The organism is Cupriavidus sp. 10L43_2 (assembly GCF_056395265.1).
In genome coordinates this window covers 110,048-133,089 of the sequence record NZ_JBFTJE010000015.1, presented here as the reverse complement: position 1 = coordinate 133,089, position 23,042 = coordinate 110,048, and the positions used below count along the sequence as shown (strand labels likewise).

General features: G+C 67.8%; 15 protein-coding genes. 8 read left to right on the top strand and 7 right to left on the bottom strand.

From position 1 onward, the window contains the following. Positions 1-483 precede the first annotated feature (483 nt). The 8 genes from AC1DEL_RS20250 (at position 484) to AC1DEL_RS20215 (ending at position 15,572) form a co-directional block, all read left to right on the top strand. Positions 484-1,440, top strand: a complete 957-nt coding sequence (locus AC1DEL_RS20250) for an alpha/beta hydrolase (RefSeq protein ID WP_477126173.1) — start codon at positions 484-486, stop codon at positions 1,438-1,440. A 64-nt stretch (positions 1,441-1,504) separates the two neighbouring features. Then, positions 1,505-2,593 carry a uroporphyrinogen decarboxylase gene (gene hemE, locus AC1DEL_RS20245; RefSeq protein WP_477126172.1) on the top strand — a complete coding sequence of 363 codons (1,089 nt, stop codon included), beginning with the start codon at positions 1,505-1,507 and terminating at the stop codon, positions 2,591-2,593. A 514-nt stretch (positions 2,594-3,107) separates the two neighbouring features. After that, positions 3,108-5,411 carry a primosomal protein N' gene (locus tag AC1DEL_RS20240; RefSeq protein ID WP_477126171.1) on the top strand — a complete coding sequence of 768 codons (2,304 nt, stop codon included), beginning with the start codon at positions 3,108-3,110 and terminating at the stop codon, positions 5,409-5,411. 186 nt (positions 5,412-5,597) lie between these two features. Then, the gene (gene putA, locus AC1DEL_RS20235; RefSeq protein ID WP_441593515.1) at positions 5,598-9,566 is read left to right on the top strand and encodes a trifunctional transcriptional regulator/proline dehydrogenase/L-glutamate gamma-semialdehyde dehydrogenase; all 3,969 of its coding nucleotides are present in this window, start codon (positions 5,598-5,600) and stop codon (positions 9,564-9,566) included. 184 nt (positions 9,567-9,750) lie between these two features. After that, positions 9,751-10,902, top strand: coding sequence for a branched-chain amino acid ABC transporter substrate-binding protein (locus AC1DEL_RS20230; RefSeq protein WP_092300309.1), 1,152 nt, complete (start codon positions 9,751-9,753; stop codon positions 10,900-10,902). A gap of 193 nt (positions 10,903-11,095) precedes the next feature. Further along, on the top strand, positions 11,096-13,039 hold the full coding sequence (locus tag AC1DEL_RS20225; RefSeq protein WP_092300306.1) for a hypothetical protein: 1,944 nt from the start codon (positions 11,096-11,098) through the stop codon (positions 13,037-13,039). Between the two features lie 194 nt (positions 13,040-13,233). Continuing rightward, positions 13,234-14,457 (top strand): cation:proton antiporter, encoded by a 1,224-nt coding sequence (locus AC1DEL_RS20220; protein WP_177220002.1) that lies wholly within the window; start codon positions 13,234-13,236, stop codon positions 14,455-14,457. Next, positions 14,457-15,572: a YbdK family carboxylate-amine ligase gene (locus tag AC1DEL_RS20215; RefSeq protein WP_092300303.1), complete on the top strand. Its 1,116-nt coding sequence runs from the start codon at positions 14,457-14,459 to the stop codon at positions 15,570-15,572. The genes AC1DEL_RS20220 and AC1DEL_RS20215 overlap by 1 nt, the downstream gene beginning before the upstream one ends. Before the next feature lie 31 nt (positions 15,573-15,603). On the opposite strand, the gene AC1DEL_RS20210 is transcribed toward AC1DEL_RS20215, so the two are convergent. From AC1DEL_RS20210 to gcvH, 7 genes are all read right to left on the bottom strand, one after another. Beyond that, a complete protein-coding gene (locus tag AC1DEL_RS20210) occupies positions 15,604-16,080 on the bottom strand; it encodes a glycine zipper family protein (protein ID WP_369823529.1) in 477 nt (158 codons plus the stop codon). Positions 16,081-16,192: 112 nt separating this feature from the next. After that, the gene (locus AC1DEL_RS20205; RefSeq protein WP_092300297.1) at positions 16,193-16,663 is read right to left on the bottom strand and encodes an OsmC family protein; all 471 of its coding nucleotides are present in this window, start codon (positions 16,661-16,663) and stop codon (positions 16,193-16,195) included. 33 nt (positions 16,664-16,696) lie between these two features. Beyond that, positions 16,697-17,443: an MBL fold metallo-hydrolase gene (locus AC1DEL_RS20200; protein ID WP_092300294.1), complete on the bottom strand. Its 747-nt coding sequence runs from the start codon at positions 17,441-17,443 to the stop codon at positions 16,697-16,699. A 54-nt stretch (positions 17,444-17,497) separates the two neighbouring features. Then, positions 17,498-18,874 carry an L-serine ammonia-lyase gene (locus AC1DEL_RS20195; protein ID WP_441593517.1) on the bottom strand — a complete coding sequence of 459 codons (1,377 nt, stop codon included), beginning with the start codon at positions 18,872-18,874 and terminating at the stop codon, positions 17,498-17,500. A gap of 74 nt (positions 18,875-18,948) precedes the next feature. Next, the gene (locus tag AC1DEL_RS20190; protein ID WP_477126170.1) at positions 18,949-19,494 is read right to left on the bottom strand and encodes a DUF421 domain-containing protein; all 546 of its coding nucleotides are present in this window, start codon (positions 19,492-19,494) and stop codon (positions 18,949-18,951) included. A gap of 115 nt (positions 19,495-19,609) precedes the next feature. Continuing rightward, the gene (gcvP, locus tag AC1DEL_RS20185) at positions 19,610-22,531 is read right to left on the bottom strand and encodes an aminomethyl-transferring glycine dehydrogenase (RefSeq protein WP_477126169.1); all 2,922 of its coding nucleotides are present in this window, start codon (positions 22,529-22,531) and stop codon (positions 19,610-19,612) included. Between the two features lie 101 nt (positions 22,532-22,632). Further along, on the bottom strand, positions 22,633-23,013 hold the full coding sequence (gene gcvH / locus AC1DEL_RS20180; RefSeq protein WP_092300282.1) for a glycine cleavage system protein GcvH: 381 nt from the start codon (positions 23,011-23,013) through the stop codon (positions 22,633-22,635). Positions 23,014-23,042: the final 29 nt, after the last annotated feature.

Sequence of the window (23,042 nt, the reverse complement as noted above, 5' to 3'; positions counted from 1 at the left end):
CCAAGCAAACTCTTCAGGCTTTCTTCCGCATCCCCTTATTTTTCAATGCTTTACGGGTGGGGACACTTCACACCAGCGCTTCGGTGTGTCAATGCATTGTGGGGGAAACTTCTGGGGATGGCAGTAACAAAATGTATCGTTTTGCAAGTAGTTGAAAGCCCGGCGAGTAAGAAACCGGAGTTTTAGACGCTTTTATGCGCCGATCGGGGCCCAATCTGCACACGGATCGCCGCAGCCCCGGCAAGCCAATGTTAAGACATTTAAGCGCTAGGCTACTGAATGCATTAGGTTTTCTGCGAATGCATAATCCGTACTCCCCACTTTTGGGGGATAAAGAAAACTCCCGCTTTAAAACTGTGTTCGGTAGCGCCTCTAGCGTTACGATTCGATACGGTTCAAGCGCACCCTTCGCCGCTTTGTTTCCTTCGTCGCCCTCCGCCGGGCGATTACACTGGCGCCAGTTCAGATTTTCCACGACGCGCCATGGCCATCGACCCCCAGATTCTCGCCTATTACCAACGCATGGCCGAGCAATACGCCGGCCAGCCCGTACCCGTTGATGCGTCCGCGCGCCGCGCACGCTTCGACGAGGTGGCCGCGCAGTCGTTAATCGACGACCCGGCGGGCATGGCCGTTACCGACATCACGATCGAGACCGGCACGGCGTCGCTGCCTGTGCGCCTGTTCCGTCCTGCCGATGTGGAACGCCCACGCCTGATCGTCTATTTCCATGGCGGAGGCTGGGTGGTTGGCTCGCCGCGCACCCACCACACGGTGGCCGCCTTGCTGGCCGAAGACACGGGTTGCGTGGTGGCCAGCGTCGATTACCGGCTCGCGCCGGAACACGCTTTTCCTGCGCCGTGCGATGACGCGATCGGCGCCGTGCGCGCGCTGGCGGCAATGCGCGAGGCGCTCGACGTCGATCCGACCTTCCTCGCCGTGGCCGGCGACAGCGCGGGCGCGCACCTCGCCGCCGTGGCCGCCCGCGAGGTCAATGCCGCCGCCGGCGCCCCGGTCGTCAACGCGCAGCTGCTGATCTATCCGGTCACCGCACCGGTGCTGACCACGGAGAGCTACCGCGCCTTCGCCGACGGTCCGGGCCTGACGCGTGACGAGATGGCCTGGTTCTGGACCCAATTCATCGGCGCCGATGCCCTGGTGCGTGGCCCCGAGACCACCGACCCGCGCATCCATTTGATGGCCACCGCGCCCTCGCGGCTGCCGCCGGCCAGCGTGGTGCTGGTCGCCGCCAACGACGTATTGCGCGATGACGGCCTCGCTTACGCCGATTTTCTCGTGCGCCACGACGCCCCGGTCGTCACGATCGAGGCCAGCGGTATGACCCACGGCTTCGCGCGCCTGCAGCCGGACGCGCCGCGCGCCCGCGAGTGGATGCGCCGCGCCGCGCAAGCCTTCGTCGGCATCTTCGACGAGGCATGACACCTTTCCCGGACACCGTGTGGCGGCGGGCATCCCTTAGAATGGCGGTCTTGAGAGGATGACCATGACCGCATTGCAGAACGATACCTTCCTGCGCGCGCTGCGCCGGCAACCCACCGAGTACACGCCGCTGTGGCTGATGCGCCAGGCGGGCCGCTACCTCCCCGAATACAACGCCACGCGCGCCCGCGCCGGCAGCTTCCTCGGGCTGGCGAAGAATCCCTCCTATGCGACGGAAGTGACGCTTCAGCCGCTGGATCGCTACCCGCTCGACGCCGCGATCCTGTTCTCGGACATCCTCACCGTGCCGGACGCGATGGGCCTCGGCCTGTCGTTCGCCCAGGGCGAAGGTCCGCGTTTCGCGCACCCGCTGCGCACGGAAGGGGATGTGGCCAAGCTCGCCGTGCCGGACATGGCTTCCCTGCAATACGTTTTCGATGCCGTGAGCGAGATCCGCCGCGCGCTGATCCAGGACGGCCGCCAGCGCGTGCCGCTGATCGGCTTCTCGGGCAGCCCGTGGACGCTGGCCTGCTATATGGTCGAAGGCGGCGGCTCGGACGACTTCCGCACGGTCAAGGCGATGATGTACGGCCGCCCGGACCTGATGCATCGCATCCTCGACATCAACGCCCAGGCGGTGTCGGCCTACCTGAACGCCCAGATCGAAGCAGGCGCCCAGGCCGTCATGGTGTTCGATACCTGGGGCGGCGCGCTGGCCGACGGCATGTACCAGCGCTTCTCGCTCGAATACATGCGCCGCGTGCTGGCCGGCCTCAAGCGCGAGCACGAGGGCCAGCAAATCCCGGCGATTGTCTTCACGAAGGGCGGCGGCCACTGGCTCGAGCAGATCGCCGAGATCGGCCCGGATGCCATCGGCCTCGATTGGACCGTGAACCTCGCCCAGGCCCGTCGCCGCACGGGCGGCCAGGTGGCGTTGCAGGGCAATATCGATCCGACGGTGCTGTTCGCGCCCGAAGCCGCCATTCGTGAGCAGGTGCGTGGCGTACTCGACACCTACGGGGCAGGCGGTGGCAGCGACGGCCACGTGTTCAACCTCGGCCACGGCATCTCGCAGTTCACGCCGCCCGAGAGTGTTTCCGTGCTGGTGGACGAAGTGCATCGTTACAGTCGCACCCTGCGCGGCGCGCGCTAACACAGGCTCCCGGCCGTTTGAAATACCCCGCGTCGCAGCGACGCGGGCCCGTGCGCCGGCCTTGTGCACGGGGAGGCTCACGGCAAGGGCTGTCAAGTAAACTATTTTTTGATTTGTCTCCAAAAAGGTGCCGATGGGTCGTTGTCAAGGCTTGACTTATGCACACTGATAGGTTTGCGGCAGTGCACGAGCGGGTTACCCCTTAACTCAGTTGGGGGGTCTTCGCAAGTCCTTGATTCATAAGACTTTGAATCTTCTTCAAGCGAGCCCGCGACAGCGATGGAACCTTGGATTCAAGCGCCTTCCGGGGAAGATGGAGCGACTTTTCAACAAAGTTATCCACAGGCACTTCGGGGGAAGTGGAAAACCATCCATGGATCATCGACTTAGGGTCACATTTGAAGTTTTACTTTAAGTTGATGTTGCGCCGCACACAGACTTTTCTCATGGTGTCGACCATGCGTCGCATGCACAACGATTGCGCATCTGGACTGCACCAGTCGGGGGTCCGTCGATGACCGCCCTGGCGCTCCACGTCGCGCAAACATCACAGACATTGGAAGCCGATCCCGCCCCGGCACCAGCGCCGATCGTGCGCGTTGCGCTCGATACGCCCGCTGACGATTGCTTCGACTACGTCGCCGCGCACGATGTGGCGCCGGGTGACCTTGTCGTGGTGCCATTCGGCCGCCGCAGCATGGTCGGCGTGGCCGTGGAGATGGCCGACAGCAGCGATGTGCCTGCAGACCGCCTGCGCCCGGTGGAGCGCCATATCGGTTGGATGCCCCCGGTGAATGCCGAATGGATGGCGCTGGCGCGTTTCGCGGCGCGCTATTACCACCGGCGGCTGGGCGAGGTCATGCTGCCCGCGCTGCCGCCTTCCCTGCGCGAGGCCGAGACGTGGGACCGCCTCGGCCAGCGCGCCCAAAGCACGCAGTACCGGGTACGCGACGGGCAGGGCGACGCCTTGCTCGCCGCCGTGCCCACGCGCGCCCGCACCGCCCACGCGCTGGCTGCCGCCCTGGCCGCAACGCCGGACTGGATCGGCCTGACCGACGCCCGCGCGCTCTGCACCGCCGCCCCGGCCCGGCTGGTCGAATGGGAGGCCGCCGGCTGGATCGAATCGTCCATTGCGGCCCGCAGGCTGCTCGATATTGCGCCAGACCAGCCGCCCTCCGTCGCCCCCCCCCTTCACGACGAGCAGCGGCAGGCCGTGGACGCCATCGCCAGCGCCGAAGGCTTCGCGCCGTTCCTGCTGCATGGCGTGACTGGCAGCGGCAAGACCGAGGTCTACCTGCACGCCATGGCGAGCCTGCTGGCCGCCGACCCCGACGCGCAGATCCTGATGCTCGTGCCTGAGATTAATCTCACGCCGCAGCTCCAGGCCCGCATCGCCGCCCGCTTCCCGCACGAGCCGCTGGCCGTCCTCCATAGCGGACTGGCGGACCAGGAGCGCAGCCTGCAATGGCTGGCCGCCCATCGCGGCGAGGCGCGCATCGTACTGGGTACGCGGATGGCCGTGCTGGCGTCGATGCCGCATCTGCGGCTGATCGTTGTCGATGAAGAGCACGATACGTCCTACAAGCAGCAGGAGGGGTTGCGCTACTCGGCGCGCGATCTGGCCGTCTGGCGCGCCAACCAGTTGAAGATTGGCATCGTGCTGGGTTCCGCCACGCCGTCGATGGAGACCTGGCATCGGGCGGAGCAGGGCGCCTACCGCAAGCTCGTGCTGCGCGAGCGCGCCCAGGCAGACGCCGCGCTGCCCACGGTGCGGCTGATCGACCTGAACCATGAACGGCAGCGTCAGCGCCATCTGTTCGAAGGGCTGTCCGTGCCGCTGCTGGACGCCATCCAGCAACGGCTGGAACGCGGCCAGCAAAGCCTGCTGTTTCTGAACCGGCGCGGCTATGCGCCGGTGCTGGCCTGCGATAGCTGTGGCTGGCTCTCCGGCTGCCCGCGTTGCTCGGCGTACCTCGTGCTGCACCGGCCGGAGCGCCGGCTGCGCTGCCACCACTGCGGGCTGGAATCGCCGGTGCCGCATCACTGCCCCGACTGCGGGAATGTCGACATTGCGCCACTTGGGCGCGGAACCCAGCGCATTGAGGAGGCCCTCGCCACGCGCTTCCCGGACGCCCGCATCGCCCGGATCGACGCCGATTCCACGCGCCGCAAGGGCACCGCGCAGGCGATGTTCGACGAAGTCCACGCGGGCGAGGTCGATATCCTGGTTGGCACGCAGATGGTGGCCAAGGGCCACGACTTCCAGCGCGTGACGCTGGTCGGCATCGTCCATCCGGACGCCGCGATGTTCAGTCACGACTTCCGCGCCGCCGAGCACCTGTTCGCGTCGCTGATGCAGGTCTCCGGCCGCGCGGGCCGGGCCGGGCTGCCGGGCGAAGTCCTGATCCAGACCCGTTACCCGGACGCCCCGGCGTTGCAGGCGCTGGTCCGGCATGACTATGATGGATTTGCCGCCAGCCAACTGCGCGAGCGCCGTCAGGCCGGCCTGCCGCCGTTCGCGTACCAGGTGCTGGTCACGGCCGAGCACGGCCAGCTCGAACGGGCGCTGGCCTTCCTCCAGGCCGCGCGCGAACGGGCCGATGCCTGTGCGCTGGCGCCAGAGGTGCAACTCCACGACCCGGTGCCGATGTCGATGGTGCGCATCTTCAACAAGGAGCGGGCGCAGATGCTGGTGGAAGCGAGCGCGCGCCCGGTTTTACAACGGTTTGTGAGCGAGTGGGTGCAAACATTTGGCGAGGTCGGCAGCGCCGTGAAGGGGGTGCGCTGGCAGCTGGAGATCGACCCGCTGCGGATCTAGACGGCGTGCAAAGTGTTGTAGTGGTGCAACCGTCGCCCCCCTTCGCAGGCTAAGGGGTTGCACTAGGTTGCACCTCGCAATTTTCCGAGGGTAATATCGCGGCAGCCCTGAAGCGGCCGGGGCTCGCGTGCGCACCGCGCGCGGACCGCGTGGCCGCTTCCCCCCGCTTTTCGGAGAACTGCTCGCATGGCCACCACCACCCTCGGCGTCAAGCTCGACGACGCCTCGCGCGACCGCCTCAAACGCGTTGCCCAATCGATCGACCGTACCCCGCACTGGCTGATCAAGCAGGCGATCTTCACGTATCTGGAGCAGGTCGAACGCGGCCATCTGCCGCACGAAGGCGGGTTCAGCGCCGGCGCAGACGCCGAGGGCGGTGACACCGAGGTGCAACCGGGCGATGCCGCCCCGCAGCCGTTCCTCGAATTCGCCCAGAGCATCCAGCCGCAGTCCGTGCTGCGCGCCGCGATTACCTCGGCCTATCGTCGCCCGGAAACCGATTGCGTACCGGTGCTGCTGGAACAGGCCCGCCTGCCGCAGCAACAGGCCGACGCCGCGATCAAGATGGCCAAGACGCTGGCCCAGCGCCTGCGCGAGCAGAAGGTGGGCACCGGCCGCGAAGGCTTGGTGCAGGGCCTGATTCAGGAATTCTCGCTGTCGTCGCAGGAAGGCGTGGCGCTGATGTGCCTGGCCGAAGCGCTGCTGCGCATTCCCGACAAGGCCACGCGTGATGCGCTGATCCGCGACAAGATCAGCGGCGCCAACTGGCAGTCGCACCTGGGCCAGAGCCCGTCCCTGTTCGTCAACGCCGCCACCTGGGGCCTGCTGCTGACCGGCAAGCTGGTGGCCACGCATACGGAGTCCGGGCTGTCGAAGGCGCTGACGCGCATCATCGGCAAGGGCGGCGAGCCACTGATCCGCAAGGGCGTGGACATGGCCATGCGCCTGATGGGCGAGCAGTTCGTGACCGGCGAGACCATCTCGGAGGCGCTCGCCAACGCCCGGAAATACGAGGCCGAAGGCTTCCGCTACTCGTACGACATGCTCGGCGAAGCCGCCATGACCGAGGCCGATGCCCAGCGCTACCTGGCCTCCTACGAGCAGGCCATCCACGCCATCGGCCAGGCCTCGCGCGGCCGGGGCATCTACGAGGGCCCGGGCATCTCGATCAAGCTGTCCGCGCTGCATCCGCGCTATAGCCGCGCTCAGCACGAGCGCGTGATCTCGGAACTCTACGGCCGCCTGAAGTCCCTGACGATGCTGGCGCGCCAGTACGACATCGGCATCAATATCGATGCGGAGGAGGCCGACCGCCTCGAAATCTCGCTCGACCTGCTCGAACGCCTCTGCTTCGAACCCGATCTGGCCGGCTGGAACGGCATCGGCTTCGTGGTGCAGGGCTACCAGAAGCGCTGCCCGTTCGTGATCGACTATGTGATCGACCTGGCGCGGCGCAGCCGGCACCGCCTGATGATCCGCCTGGTCAAGGGCGCCTATTGGGATAGCGAGATCAAGCGCGGGCAGGTCGATGGCCTGGAGGGCTACCCGGTCTATACGCGCAAGGTTTATACCGATGTGTCGTACATCGCGTGCGCGCGCAAGCTGCTGTCCGTGCCCGATGCGATCTATCCCCAGTTCGCCACGCACAACGCGCACACGCTTTCGGCGATCTACCAGATTGCCGGCCAGAACTACTACCCCGGCCAGTACGAGTTCCAGTGCCTGCACGGCATGGGCGAGCCGCTGTACGACCAGGTGGTGGGCCCCCTCGCCGAGGGCAAGTTCAACCGGCCTTGCCGGATCTACGCGCCGGTGGGCACGCATGAGACGCTGCTGGCCTATCTGGTGCGCCGCCTGCTCGAAAATGGCGCAAATACGTCGTTCGTGAACCGCATTGCCGACGACACCATCGCCCTCGACGAACTGGTGGCCGACCCGGTCGCCGTGGTCGAGCAGATGCACAAGACCGAAGGCACGCTCGGCCTGCCCCACCCGCGCATCCCGCATCCGCGCGCGCTGTATGGCAAGTCGCGCGCCAATTCGATCGGTATCGATCTGTCGAACGAGCATCGGCTGGCGTCGTTGTCGTCGGCGCTGCTGGCCGGCACCAGCGACACCGTGCGTGCCGAGCCGCTGCTGGGCGGCGATGTGTCGCGCGCCGACGCCGTGTTCGCCCCGGTGCTGAACCCGGCCGACCACCGCGACGTGGTGGGCCACGTCAGCGAAGCCACGCCCGATGAGATCGAGGCCGCGCTGGCCGCCGCCGTCAACGTGGCGCCGATCTGGCAGGCCACGCCGCCCGAGGTGCGCGCCGCCGCCCTGGAGCGTGCCGCCGATCTGATGGAAGCGCAGATGCAGTCGCTGATGGGCACCATCATGCGCGAGGCCGGCAAGACCTTCTCGAACGCGATTGCCGAAGTGCGCGAGGCCGTCGACTTCCTGCGCTACTACGCGGTGCAGGTGCGGGACGGCTTCTCGAACGATACCCATCGCCCGCTAGGCCCGGTGGTCTGTATCAGCCCGTGGAACTTCCCGCTGGCGATCTTCACCGGCCAGGTGGCCGCCGCGCTGGCCGCCGGCAACCCGGTGCTGGCCAAGCCGGCCGAGCAGACCCCGCTGATCGCCGCCCAGGCCGTGCGCCTGCTGCGCGAGGCCGGCGTGCCGGCTGGTGCCGTGCAACTGCTGCCGGGCCGCGGCGAGACCGTAGGCGCCATGCTGGTGGGCGATGCCCGCGTCAAGGGCGTGATGTTCACCGGCTCCACCGAGGTGGCGCGCCTGCTGCAACGCAACGTCGCCGGCCGCCTGGACGCCGCGGGCCGTCCGATTCCGCTTATCGCAGAGACCGGCGGCCAGAACGCGATGATCGTGGATTCGTCCGCGCTGGCCGAGCAGGTGGTGGCGGACGTGGTGTCCTCCGCCTTCGACTCGGCGGGCCAGCGCTGCTCCGCGCTGCGCGTGCTGTGCCTGCAGGAAGACGTGGCCGACCGCATCCTGGAAATGCTCAAGGGCGCGATGGGCGAGCTGACGCTGGCCAACCCGGACCGCCTCTCGACCGACGTCGGCCCGGTGATCGACGACGAAGCGCGTACCGGCATCGTCCGCCATATCGAGGCGATGCGCGCCAAGGGCCGCCGCGTGCACCAGGCCGATCCGGGCGCCGCGCAGTCCGCCGCCTGCCGCCACGGCACCTTCGTGCCGCCCACGCTGATCGAGCTGGAAAGCCTTGAAGAACTGCAACGCGAGGTCTTCGGCCCGGTGCTGCACGTGGTGCGCTACCCGCGCGCCGCGCTCGACACGATGATCGACCAGATCAACGGCACCGGCTACGGCCTGACGCTGGGCATCCATACGCGGATCGACGAAACCATCGCCCGCATCGTGGATCGTGCCCATGTGGGCAACCTGTACGTGAATCGCAACATTGTGGGTGCAGTGGTCGGCGTGCAGCCGTTTGGTGGCGAGGGCCTGTCCGGCACCGGCCCCAAGGCGGGCGGCCCGCTCTACCTGCACCGGCTGCTGTCGGTGTGCCCGCAGGACGCCGTGGCGCGTACCGTGCGCGGCGCCGATACCAATGGCGGGGCACAGGTCGCGCCGGTCTCGTCCGGCCTGGCCGCGCTGAAGGCGTGGGCGCAGGGCTCGCAACCCGAACTGGCCGCCGCCTGCGACCGCTTTGCCGAGGCGAGCCCGTCCGGCCTGGCCGTGACGCTGCCCGGCCCCACCGGCGAGCGCAATACCTACTCGCTGCTGCCGCGCGAGCGGGTACTGTGCCTGGCCCAGCAAGAGGCCGACCTGCTCACCCAACTGGCCGCCGTCCTGGCCGTGGGCGCCCAGGCGTTGTGGCCAGACACCACTGCAAACAAGGGCTTGCTGTCGCGCCTGCCCCAGGCAGTACAATCGCGCGTCCGCCTGGCCGCCAACTGGCAAGATGCGCAGGCCGCGGACGCCGCTTTCGACGCGGTGCTGCACCACGGCGATTCCGACCAGCTGCGTACCGTCTGCGAACAGGTGGCCCAGCGGCACGGTCCCATCGTCGGCGTGCAGGGGTTGGCTCACGGTGAACCGAATGTCGCGCTGGAGCGTTTGTTGATCGAGCGTTCGCTGTCCGTCAACACGGCGGCTGCGGGCGGCAATGCAAGTCTGATGACGATCGGCTAAGTATTAAGCAAGTCCTTAGTTGATCGGTTGTCGATGCGTGCGGTGGGGGCCGGCGATCCCGACCCCGCCGCGCAACCGAGGAACGGAGCGGTGCTGCCAACGCCGGTCCGTGATGCGCGCCGGAGGCCGGCCGCGCAGCTACAACACGGCACCCTAAGCACCCAATGGGACCCAAGGAGAACTGATGAGCTCGACATTCCAAAAAACGGCCATGACCGTTGCCATGGCCGTTGCAGGCCTGACCGCCGCGCAGGCTGCCTTCGCCCAGGCGCAGGAAATCAAGCTGGGCTTCGCCGCCCCGATGACCGGCGGCCAGGCGCAGTACGGCAAGGACATGCAGAACGGCGTGGTCCTCGCCATCGAGGACATGAACGCCACCAAGCCGAAGATCGGCGGCAAGGATGTCAAGTTCGTGCTGGTCTCCGAAGATGACCAGGCAGATCCCAAGACGGGTTCCGTGGTCGCCCAGAAGCTGGTGGACTCCGGCATCCAGGGCATGCTCGGCCACTTCAACTCGGGCACCAGCATCCCGGCGTCGATGGTCTACAACCGCGCCGGCATTCCCCAGATCGCCATGGCCACGGCTCCGGAGTACACGCGCCAGGGCTTCAAGACCACGTTCCGCATGATGACGTCCGACACCCAGCAGGGTTCGGTGATCGGCGCCTTCGTGGTGAAGAAGCTGGGTGCCAAGAACATCGCCATCGTCGATGACCGCACCGCCTACGGCCAGGGTCTGGCTGACGAGTTCGAGAAGGCCGCCAAGGCCGCTGGCGGCAAGATCGTGCGCCGCGAGTTCACCAACGACAAGGCGGTGGACTTCAAGGCCGTGCTGACCAACCTGAAGCGCAGCAACCCGGACGTGATCTTCTACGGCGGCGCCGAGACCCAATCGGCCCCGATGGCCAAGCAGGTCAAGGAACTGGGCCTGAAGGCACCCCTGGTGTCGGGCGAAATGTCGAAGACCGACAACTTCCTGAAGCTGGCTGGCCCGGCTGCCGATGGCACGGTGGTGTCGCTGGCCGGCCTGCCGCTGGACCAGATGCCCGGCGGCTCCGCGTACGAGAAGAAGTACGAAAAGCGCTTCGGCAGCAAGGTGCAGACCTACTCGCCGTACGCCTATGACGGCGCCACCGCCATGATGACGGCGATGATCAAGGCCGGCTCGGCCGACCCGGCGCGTTACCTTCCAGTGCTGGCCGCCACCAACATGCAGGGCGTGACCACCAAGACGCTGGCCTATGACGCCCGCGGTGACCTGAAGGACGGCGGCATCACCGTCTACAAGGTCGCGGACGGCAAGTGGACCGTGCTGGAAACGGTCGGCGGCAAGTAAGCCCTGACCGCGCAAGACACAAGGCCGCCGGCTGGCTTTCCTCCGGCCGGCGCGTCTGCCGGACTGACGCCACCCCCCGGGGTGGCGTTTTTTATGCCAAAGCGGATGGGTTTCCCACGCTGTTCTTCCCATGGTCTTTCTCGGCGTTGGCGCATAATCGCGCTTTTGCATACTTTTTCCATAGGAGCCGTCCGTGCAGGAAGTCAGTTATGAGCACGCGATTGCGCTAGCCAACGCCGGGCGCCACGCCGAGGCGCTACAGATCGCCGACCAGCTTTGCGAGGCCCATCCCGAGGTGGTCGACTATGCCGCGCTGCAGGCGCAACTGCATGCGGACCAGGACGATGTGCCCGGCGCGCTGGCTGCGCTGGAAGCCGCCATGGCCCGTCTGCCCGAGCTGTCGCTGGCACCGGTGCACCGCTGGGCGTCGCGCGGCGCGCTCGCCCATCTCTACGGCACGCTGCTGATGCGCCAGGGACAGGACGCCGAGGCGCTGCCCTGGCTACACGAGGCCGCGCGCCGCAACGGGCTGGCCTCGGGCGAGTGGGCCGCGCATTTCTACGCCGGCTTTGTCGCCTTCCGGCTCAACGATTTCGCCCGCGCGGGCCGCTACTGGCACGATCTGCTGTATCGCGCGCCGGACCTGGGCGCCGCCGACATCCTGCCGCTGGTGCAGGACTACGTAGACCGCGCCGACGCCGCCAGCCAGCTTGGCGAGCCGCTGATGCGCATCTGCCTGGCCCGCATCGCGCTCGATTCCCCCGAATTGCTCGACCTGACGCCGGAAGCCGGCGACGCCATGGCGGGCATGGAGGCCGAGCGCGTGCTGGCCGAGCACCCCGATCACCCCGAGGCGCGCCGCCTGCGCGCCCCGCTGCGGCTGGGCAGCGACCGCGCCGGTGCGCTGGACGACCTGGCCACCTACCTGCGCCAGCGGCCGGACCCGCAGGCGCAGGTACGCGACCTGACCTGGCGCTATCAATCTGCCGACGCAGCGCCGGGTACGCCCCCGGCGTGGCAGGGTTTCGCGATGACCGCCGATGCCGACGACGGCGCTGCCTACTTCCACGCCGCCACGGCGCTGGGGGCCTTCATCGACGAGGTGCCGGCGTCCGAGGCGACCCTGAAGCCGATGCTCGAGGCCACCTGCCGCAAGGGGCTGGAGCGCTTCGAAGCCTACTTTTCCACAGGCGAGGGCGATGCCGACGGCCACGGCGGCAACGCCGACCCGCACCTGTACTCGCTGCTGTGCCGGCTGACGGCGCGCCTGCTGCCGGCCGATGCCGTCCATGTCGAGGAAAAGGTGGCGCTGCACCGCAAGGGCATGGCCGCGAGCGATTTCATCGACCATTGGATCGACCTGCTCGACGCTCACGCGTCGGCGGGCCAGCACAAGCAGGTGGTGGAGCTGGCCGGCGAGGTGCTGAACCGCTACCCGGTGGAGCGCAATCCGGCCGATGTCACGTGGGCGTTCAGCCGGCTCGTGGCCGCCTGGCGCGCGCTGGGCGGGCGCGATGCCACCGAGTCCGCCCGCGCTGCCATCACCCATATGGACGCCCGGCTGGACGCGCTGCCCGTGGAGGCCCGCACCGCCGGCGCCCACGCCATGGCGCACGCGCGCGCCCACTATGCGGCGTTGCTGCAGGCGGGCATGGCAGCGATGGACGAGCACGACAAGATCGACGCCCTGGGCGAGCTCGAAGCCCTGCAACGCCGCTCCTTGCTGGTGGAGGACGCGTGGCTGTTCAATCACTTCGGCCAGATCTGGCACGAACTGGCCGAGCCGGCCCGCGCGCTGCCGTTGTTCGAGCGGGCGGTGTCGCTGACCGAGGGCGATCCGGCCGACCAGGCCGCGCCCCGCGCCCAGCGAGCCCGGCTGCTGACGGAGATGGAGCAGTTTCCGGAAGCGCTGACCGACTTCCAGCTCGCCTTTGCCGCCCGTGCCGACTGGGACGCCGAAACGTGGCTGCACGCCGTGCTGGCGGCGCTGGGCATGGGCCAGCGCGAGACGGCGCTGGGCTGGTTCGAGCGCGCCCGCACGCTCGGCGCGGACAAGGGCCGCACCCGTCCGCTGTACGCCAAGGCCGAGGCCGGCCTGAAGGCCACCCGTCCGAAGTGGAAGGTGTGGGGCGTGTAACTTCGGAACGGCTCGCGGGGGCTCCGGGCGCTGAAACAGGTCCGGAAAACCGTCCCCGATTCTGATTCTTGAAAGACCTACAAAACGCCATCGACGACGATGGCGTTTTTTATTGGAATTTGCTGTAAGTTGCCGGCGTCTTCCACGTAGGGTCGGACAAAGCCCGACACTGCAACCCAAGTGCTTCCGTTACCATGTCGGCCATGAACGGATTGAGCCAACTTTTCCCGACCCTGCCGCTGGCACCGGGCGGCCTGTTCTGGGTGGGTCTCGCGCTGGTGGGCGCGGGCCTGGCCGGAGAGGTCTGCCGCCGCTGGCTGGGCCTGCCGCGCATCGTCGGCTACGCGGTGGTGGGGCTGTTCGCCGGCATGCTCGGCCGCAGCATCGTCGACGACAACATGATCCTGCAGACGCGGGTGCTGATCGACATGGCGCTGGCCCTGGCCCTCTTCGAACTCGGGCACCGGCTGTCGCTGTCGTGGCTGCGCGCCAACCGCTGGCTATTGTTTACCAGCGCGGCCGAAAGCCTGCTGACCTGGGGGCTGGTCTCCACGGTGCTCCAGTGGCTCGGGGCGTCGCCGGGCGTGGCGATCCTGGCCGGAGGCATCGCGGTCAGCACCTCGCCCACCATCGTGCTCCAGCTCAAGAACGAGTTGCGCGCCGAGGGGCAGGTCACGGAACGGCTGATGGCCATGGCGGCGCTGAACAGCATCTACGCGGCGGCCATCGTCCAGGTGGCCACGGGTTGGCTCCATTCCGAATACGGCAATATTGGCGCGGCGCTGCTGCATCCGCTCTACCTGCTGGTGGGCTCGTGCCTGCTGGCGTGGGTGGTCGGCAAGCTCGGGCACGCGCTGTACGCGCGCATGTCCGCGGACGATCACTACAGCTTCCTGGTGCTGGTGGGGCTGGTCCTGTTCACGCTGGCGCTGACGCGCGTCCTAAAATTGTCCATGCCGCTGACGCTGATGCTGGCGGGCGTGGTCTTCAAGCACCAGGACCGCCAGCCGCACGTGTGGCCAGCGCACTTCGGCAGCGCCGGGAGCCTGCTGATCATCGTGATGGTAGTGTCGCTGGGCCTGCCGCTGACGGCGCACGACTGGGTAGTCGGCGGCACGCTGGCCGTGGCGCTGGTGGTGATGCGCCATGTGGCGAAGCTGGCCGGCGTGGTGTCGCTCGGTTCGTTCTCGGGCCTGAGCCTGCGCCAGTGCATGGCGTTGGGGCTGGCGCTGGCGCCGATGTCGGGGCTGGCCTACCTGCTGATGAACGACGTGGCGCGCCTGTACCCGAGCACCGGCGGACCGCTGGCATCGATCATCCTGTGTGCGCTGGCCATCGAACAGCTGCTGGGGCCGGTCATCGCGTCCTGGGCGCTGCGCTATGCTGGCGAGGCGCGTGACAATGGAGGAGGGCGCTGATGTCGCTCGAACCGTTCAAGCATTCCGAGGCGCTGACGTTCGGCGTGGAGCTGGAACTCCAGCTTGTGAACCGTCATGACTATGACCTCGCGCCCTTCGCGCCGGACCTGCTGCGTGCGGTCAAGGGCGCCCAGCACGCGGGCGACATCAAGCCCGAGATCAGTCCGTCGATGATCGAGATCAGCACCGGCATCTGCCGCGACTACGCGCAGGCGCTGGAGGAACTGACGGTCATGCGCGACCTGATGACGCGCGCCTCCCGCTCGCTGAACCTGGGCATCTGCGGCGGCGGCACCCATCCGTTCCAGCAGTGGTCGGACCGGACCATCTCCGATTCGCCGCGCTACCAGTACATTTCCGAGCTGTATGGCTATCTCGCCAAGCAGTTCACGGTGTTCGGCCAGCACGTCCATATCGGCTGCCCGAGCGCGGACGAGTCGCTGTTCCTGCTCCACGCCATCGGCCGCTACGTGCCGCACTTCATCGCGCTGGCGGCGTCGTCGCCGTACGTGCAGGGGGTGGATACCGGCTTTGCCTCGGCGCGCCTGAACTCGGTGGCGGCCTTCCCGATGAGCGGCCGCGCACCGCATGTGCTGACGTGGGACGCCTTCACCGCCTACTTCAACAAGATGCGCAACACGGGCGTGATCGAGAGCATGAAGGACTTCTATTGGGATATCCGTCCCAAGCCGGAGTTCGGCACGATCGAGGTGCGCGTGATGGACACCCCGCTGACCGTGGAGCGCGCCTGCGACATCGCGGCGTACATCCAGGCGCTGGCGCGCTACCTGCTGCTGTCACGGCCGTTCATGCCGCAGGAAGACGACTACCTGGTGTACACCTTCAACCGCTTCCAGGCGTGCCGCTTCGGGCTGGAGGGCGAGTACGTGCATCCGAACGAACTGACGCGGATGCCGATCTCGGATCATATTTTGTCGATTTGCGACGCGCTGGTGCCGCACGCGGAGGCGCTGGGGTCGCTGAAGGCGCTAGAAAATATCCGCGCGCTGGCTTCGAGCCGTGACAACGACGCGCACTGGGTGCGCACCGTCGATGCCGATGCGCACAGCCTGCGCGAGACGGTGCGGCGTACCTGCGAGCGGTGGGAGGCCTGACGCCGACGGCGGGCCGGGGTGACTGCACCGCTTATTGAACGGTATAGCCCTTGCCACCCATGCAAGCCTTCCACGCCTGGTAGTAGCTGCCCATCGCCTGTTGCTGGCTCGCGGCGTTCTGTTCGTTCGCCGCCTGCACGTTACGGCGTTCCTGCCGGTTCCGCGAGCCGCCCGCCATGGTCCCGACGGCGGCTCCGGCCGCCGCACCCTTGCCGGCATCGCCCGCAACTGCGCCAATCACGGCGCCGCCCGCTGCCCCGCGCGCCGCGCCTTGCACGCGCTGGCCGCCCTGGGCCTGCTGGGGCGGCGGGGCCTGGGCCACCACTGCGGGGTCTATCCCGGTTTGTTGTTTGGCCCAGCTGTAGCACTCCCCGTCATCCTTGGATTGCTGCTGCGCGGACTGGCCCTTGGCCGGATAAGCCACCGGTTTCGACTGTGCCTGCACGCCGGCTGCGGCCAACGCGATTGCCGCGCCGAGCACCATCCCCCATCGCTTGCTGTGATGCATGATGTACCTCCTCCGGCGGGGCCATGTGCCCGCGTGTGCGGTCTCAGTATTGCAGCGCAGGGGGCGAAGTCAAATGAATTCCTTCGTGCCGCGTATTAGGCGTTTGCAGGGGTCAGGTCGGATACACCGGCTCGCATCGGATCTCGGATTTCACCGAATTGGCGATGAAGCAGGCGTCGTGCGCGGCGTGGTGCAGCTGATCGATGTCGGCGCGGGTCGGCAGGCGCTCGCCCGAGAACGTAACGTCGGGACGCAGCGTCACCACGGTCACCGCCATGCGGCCTTCGGCGGTCTTGGCCAGCGTGCCCACGGACTTGTCCACATAGCGATCGACCACGAAGCGCTGCTTGGCGGCCAGCGCCAGGAACCACAGCATGTGGCAGGCCGAAATCGACGCGATCAGCATTTCCTCGGGATCCACCGCGCTGGCATCGGACATCGGCGGCGGCACCACGTGTGGCGACGCCGAGCCCGGCACTTCCGCGCCGCCGTCGAACCGCAGCACATGCTTGCGGCTGTAGCGGTTGCTCACGAAATCCTGATCGCCGCGCTCCCACGCGATCTCGGCACTGTGCTCGGCCATGCTGGTCACTCCGGGTAGTAGAAGAACGAAAAATCAGATGCCGTGCGGCACGCTTTCCCCATCTCGCCCGGTCACGAGCCCCAGGCGCTGGTTCGCCGGCACGGCGATATCGATCAGCTTGGGGCGGGGCAGGTTGAGGTTGCGCATCATGACGATGAACTCGTCGCGCGAGCGCCCCGCCACGCGGCTGTTGTGGGCGCGCTCATGGCCGATGGTCGACTGGGTGTGGCCCTTGTAGTCGTGGGCGGGGTAGACCAGCGTGTCGTCGGGCAGGCGGAAGAGCTTCTCGGTGAGGCTGTCGAACAGCGTGCCGGCGTCGCCGGACTGGAAATCGGTGCGCCCGCAGCCGTCGATCAGCAGCGCATCACCGGTGAAGATGCGGCGCACCACGCCGTCCGGCGTGGCTTCCTCCCAGAGGTAGCTCATGCTGCCGGCGGTGTGGCCGGGGGTGTGGATCGCGCGAAGCACCTGCTTGCCGAAGCTGACGGTGTCACCGTCGATCAGTTGTTTCAGCGCAGGCTTGATGTCGCAGCCGGACGGCGCGGCGGTGTTGGCGCCAGTCTGCAGGGCGAGTTGCCCGGCGGAGGTGATGTGGTCGGCGTGCGCGTGGGTCTCGACAATCCAGACCAGCCGCGCGCCAGTCTCGCCCAGCAGCGCCAGGTCACGCGCGTACTGCCGGTCCACCGGATCGATCAGCAACGCCTCACGCGTCTCGGCGTCGATCAGCAGGTAGGTGAAGGTGGACGAAGTCTCGTCGAACAGCTGATGGAAGGTCTGCATGGCCGTTTTCTTCTTGGCAAACCGGGGGTGCCGCCATGATACGCCGGCGCCTGCTCAACATTCCACGATATTCACCGCCAACCCGCCGCGCGCCGTCTCCTTGTACTTGGTCTTCATGTCGGCGCCGGTTTCGCGCATGGTCTTGATGACCGAATCGAGCGAAACATAGTGGGTGCCGTCGCCGCGCAGGGCCATGCGGGCGGCGTTGACCGCCTTGACGGATGCCATGGCGTTGCGTTCGATGCACGGGATCTGGACCAGGCCGCCGACCGGGTCGCAGGTCAGGCCGAGGTTGTGCTCCATGCCGATCTCGGCCGCGTTCTCGACCTGCTCCGGCGTGCCCCCGAGCACCGCCGCCAGCGCGCCGGCGGCCATCGAGCAGGCCACGCCGACTTCGCCCTGGCAGCCGACTTCGGCGCCCGAGATCGAGGCGTTGAGCTTGTAGAGCAGGCCGATGGCGCCCGCCGTGAGCAGGAAATCGACCACGCCGGCGCGGTTGGCGCCGGGGATGAAGCGGTCGTAGTAGTGCAGCACGGACGGGATGATGCCGGCCGCGCCGTTGGTCGGCGCCGTGACGACGCGCCCGCCGGCGGCGTTTTCCTCGTTGACGGCGATGGCGTAGAGGTTGACCCAGTCCATCACGGAGAGCGGATCGGACAGCGCCCGCTCCGCGTGCAGCGTCAGTCCCCGGTACAACTCGGGCGCGCGCCGCCGTACCTTGAACGGCCCCGGCAGCTCGCCATCGGTGCGGCAGCCGCGCGCCACGGATTGCTGCATCACGTCCCAGATATGAAGCAGGCCATCGGTCACTTCCTGCTCGGGCCGCCAGGTCAGTTCGTTCTCCATCATGAGCCGGGCGATGGACTTGCCGCTCGCGTGCGCCATCTCCAGCATCGCCCGGCCGCTCCGGAACGGGTGCGGCAACTGCCGCTCGGCCGCCAGGATCTGGGTGTTCGGCGCGCCGGCCGTGACCACGAAGCCGCCGCCCACGGACAGGTAGCGTGCCTCGCGCAGCGGCGTGCCCTCCGCGTCGAAGGCGTGGAATTTCATGCCGTTGGGATGCTCGGCCATGGCCTCGCGCCGGTAGAACACGATGTGCTCGCGCTCGACGAACGGCACCTCGTGCGTGCCGAGCAGGGCCAGTTTGCGCTGGGCGCGTAGCGTGGCCAGCCGGGACTCGATGGTTTCGGGGTCGACGGTGTCGGGCGCCTCGCCCATCAGCCCCAGCATCACGCCCTTGTCGGTGCCGTGGCCCTTGCCGGTGGCGCCGAGCGAGCCGTATAGCTCCACGCGCACGCTGCCCACCTGGGGCAGCAGGCCGTCCCGCTCGAGCCCGTGCGCAAACATCAGGGCCGCACGCATCGGCCCCACGGTATGCGAGCTGGACGGCCCGATACCTACCTTGAACAGATCGAAAACGCTGACAGCCACGGGGAACTCCGGTAGGGGGCGGCGCGCAGGGCGCAGGGGCGGGGAGGCCGTCGGGAAAGTGGTCGGGTGTCGGGTCAGAGCGACATATCGGCATCGGGCCGGCCGGGCTCGCGCCACATGGCGTCGATGGCGGGCCTTGCGTGCCCGTCCTCGGACTTTTCCTTCTGGATCACGCTAATCGTGCCGTCTGTCTCAAGAATAGCGAAATGCACGTCTTCCACACGCGCGCAACCGTTGCGGCGTAGCGCCTTCTGCAGCTCGCGCGGTGTGATGCGCTCCCGGCGCATCACATCCTGGAAGATCTCGCCCTGGTGAATGATGATCTCGGGCCGGCCTTCCACCAGCGCCTCCAGGAGGCGGCTGCGCCAGGTGCCGTAGCCCACCAGCACGTCGGCGCCGAACAGCGTGGCGGCCAGGATCAGCCCGGCGGTGACGGAGTTGTCGCCGCCGTTCATGGCGTTCTGCACCGCGTTCGAGATGATCAGTAGCAGCACCAGATCCAACGGCGACAACTGGCCGATCTGGCGCTTGCCCGACACGCGCATCAGGAACAGCAGCGCGGCGTAGACGATCAGCCCGCGCAGCACGAATTCCCACCAGGGGGCGCTCAGATTCCACATGGACTAGACCTCCGCTAGGGATGGTGTGCTGCACGCCGGCCCGGGGGGCCGGGGCGGGAGGCGCAAAGCGCGCCAGCGGCGTCCGGGCAGGCCGGACGCCGCCAGACACGGCGCCTTAGTCCTGCGCGTACTCGCTCATCGGTACGCAGGCGCAGAACAGGTTGCGGTCGCCGTACACGTTGTCCGCCCGGCCCACCGGCGGCCAGTACTTCTGCGTGCGCAGCGAGGCAATGGGGTAGGCCGCTTCCTCACGCGTGTACGCGTGGGTCCACTCATTGGCGGTGATCACGGCGGCGGTGTGCGGCGCGTGGCGCAGCGGGTTGTCGTCGCGGTCAAAGCTGCCGTCCTCCACGCGCGCGATCTCGCCACGGATGGCGATCATGGCGTCGATGAAGCGGTCCAGCTCGTGCAGCGCCTCGCTCTCGGTCGGCTCGATCATCAGCGTGCCCGGCACCGGGAAGCTCATGGTCGGGGCGTGGAAGCCGTAGTCCATCAGGCGCTTGGCCACGTCCTCGTTGCTGATGCCGGTGGCCTTCTGCAGCGGGCGCAGGTCCAGGATGCACTCGTGCGCCACCAGACCGTGCTGGCCGGCGTAGAGCACCGGGAAGTGCGGCGAGAGCCGGCGCGCCACATAGTTGGCGGCCAGGATGGCGTTCTCGGTGGCGGCGGTCAGGCCGGCCGAGCCCATCATCGCGACGTACATCCACGAAATCGGCAGGATGCTGGCCGAGCCGAACGGCGCGGCCGAGACGCCGCCGATGCCGTTGTCGTCGCGGCGATAGCCCACGCTGTCCTGGTTCGGCAGGAAGTCCGCCAGGTGTGCGCCCACGGCCACGGGGCCCACGCCGGGGCCGCCACCGCCGTGCGGAATGCAGAAGGTCTTGTGCAGGTTCAGGTGCGAGACATCGCCGCCGAACTGGCCCGGCGCGGCGGTGCCGACCATCGCGTTCATGTTGGCGCCATCCACGTACACCTGGCCGCCGTGCTGGTGCACGATCTCGCAGATCTGCTGCACGCCCTGCTCGAACACGCCGTGCGTGGACGGGTAGGTGATCATGATTGCGGCGAGGTTCTGGCTGTGCTGCTCGGCCTTCTTCGCCAGATCCTGCAGGTCGACGTTGCCGTCGGCGTCACACGCCACCACCACCACCTTCGTGCCGGCCATCTGGGCCGACGCCGGGTTGGTGCCGTGCGCGGACGAGGGAATCAGGCAGATGTCGCGATGGGCTTCGCCGCGGCTGGCGTGGTACTTCTGGATGATCAGCAGGCCGGCGTACTCGCCCTGCGAGCCCGCGTTCGGCTGCAGGCTCACCGCGGCGTAGCCGGTGGCGGCGCAGAGCATGGCTTCGAGCTGGTCGATCATCTCGCGATAGCCCACGGTCTGGTCGAGCGGGGCGAACGGGTGGACCTTGCTGAACTCGGGCCACGTCACCGGAATCATCTCGCTGGTGGCGTTGAGCTTCATGGTGCAGGAGCCGAGCGGGATCATGGTGCGATCCAGCGCGAGGTCCTTGTCCGCCAGCGAGCGCAGGTAGCGCAGCATCTCGTGCTCGGCGTGGTGCGTGTTGAAGACCGGGTGCGTCAGGTAGGCGCTCTGGCGGGCCAGTGCGGCAGGGAAACCATCGCCGACGGCGGCCTCGGTCGCATCGAAGGCCGGCACCGGCTTGCCGTGCGCGAAGATCTCCCACAGCGCGACCACGTCCTCGCGCGAGGCGGTCTCGTCCAGCGAGATGCCCACGCGGGTGGCGCCGATATGGCGCAGGTTGATGCCGCGCGCGGTGGCGGCGGCGTGGATCGCCTCGGTGTTGAAGCCGGTGTCCAGCGTCAGGGTGTCGAAGAACGTGGCGTTGACCGGCGTCACGCCCATCGCCTTCAGGCCGGCGGCCAGCGTGGCGGTCAGGCGGTGCACGCGCTGGGCAATGCGCTGGAGGCCCTGCGGCCCGTGGTACACGGCGTACATCGACGCCATCACGGCCAGCAGCACCTGCGCGGTACAGATGTTCGACGTGGCCTTCTCGCGGCGGATGTGCTGCTCGCGCGTCTGCAGCGCCAACCGGTACGCCTTGTTGCCCTGCGCGTCGATGGTCACGCCCACCAGACGGCCCGGCATCGAGCGCTTGAATTCGTCCTTCACGGCCATGTAGCCGGCGTGCGGGCCGCCGAAGCCGAGCGGCACGCCAAAGCGCTGCGAGTTGCCCACGGCCACGTCGGCGCCCCATTCGCCCGGCGCGACGATCAGCGTCAGCGCCAGCAGGTCCGCCGCCGCCACCACCAGCCCGCCAGCGGCGTGCACGGCATCGGCGATGGCACGGTAGTCGGCCACATCGCCGTTCACGCCCGGGTATTGCAGCAGCACGCCGAAGGCATGGGCGCCGGCGGCCTCGGCGGCGGGGCCGACCTTGACCTCGATGCCCAGCGGCAGCGCGCGCGTGCGTACCACTTCCAGCGTCTGCGGCAGCACGTCGTCCGCCACGTAGAACGTGTTCGAGGCGTGCTTGTTCACGCGCTGGAGCAGCGTCATCGCCTCGGCGGCAGCGGTGCCTTCGTCCAGCATCGACGCATTGGCGATGTCCAGCCCGGTCAGGTCCGTGACCATCTGCTGGAAGTTCAGCATCGCCTCCAGGCGGCCCTGCGAGATCTCGGGCTGGTACGGCGTGTAGGCCGTGTACCAGGCCGGATTCTCGAAGATATTGCGAAGGATGACGCCCGGCGTGAGCGTGTTGTAGTAACCCTGCCCGATGAAGCTCTTGAGCACGCGGTTCTGGTTCGCCAGCCCGCGCAGCTTGGCCAGCGCGGCTTCCTCGGTCAGCGGCTCGGTGAATTCGCCGAGCGGCATGCCGTCGCGGCGGCGGATGGCGGCGGGCACCACGGCGTCGATCAGCGCGGCGCGCGTCTCGTAGCCGAGCACCTTGAGCATGTGTTGCTGTTCGGCGGCATCCGGGCCGATATGACGGGCGGCGAAGGCGTCGCGCGCCTCCAGTTCGGCCAGCGTGGGCCGGCTACCTTGGGCGGCGTTCATGGGAAGAGGGGCGTTCATGGCAAGTGTCTCGTGGGGCGGGGCGGCAGGTGGTCAGCCTGGCCGCCGCGCGGGCATCTCGGGCGCCGTCTCCTGGCTCGGGAGACGGCTGGTGCAGCGCGTCAGGCGCCGACGCTGGCCTTGTAGGCGTCGACGTTCATCAGGCCGTTCACATCGTCGCCATTGGCCGGCTTCAGCTTGAACAGCCACGCGTCGAAGGCGTTGGCGTTGACGGATTCCGGCGCGGCGCTGGCGGCCTCGTTCACGGCGATGACTTCGCCGGCCACCGGGGCGTAGATGTCGGAAGCGGCCTTCACGGACTCCACCACGGCCAGCGCGTCGCCGGCGCCGACCGACTTGCCCACTTCGGGCAGTTCCAGGAAGACGATGTCGCCCAGCGCGTCCTGCGCGTGGTCGGTAATGCCGATCGTCAGCGTGCCGTCGGCTTCAACGCGCACCCATTCGTGCGATTCGGTGTACTTCAGGTCAGCAGGGAAATTCATGACGGATTCTCCGGGAATGCAGTGTTTGT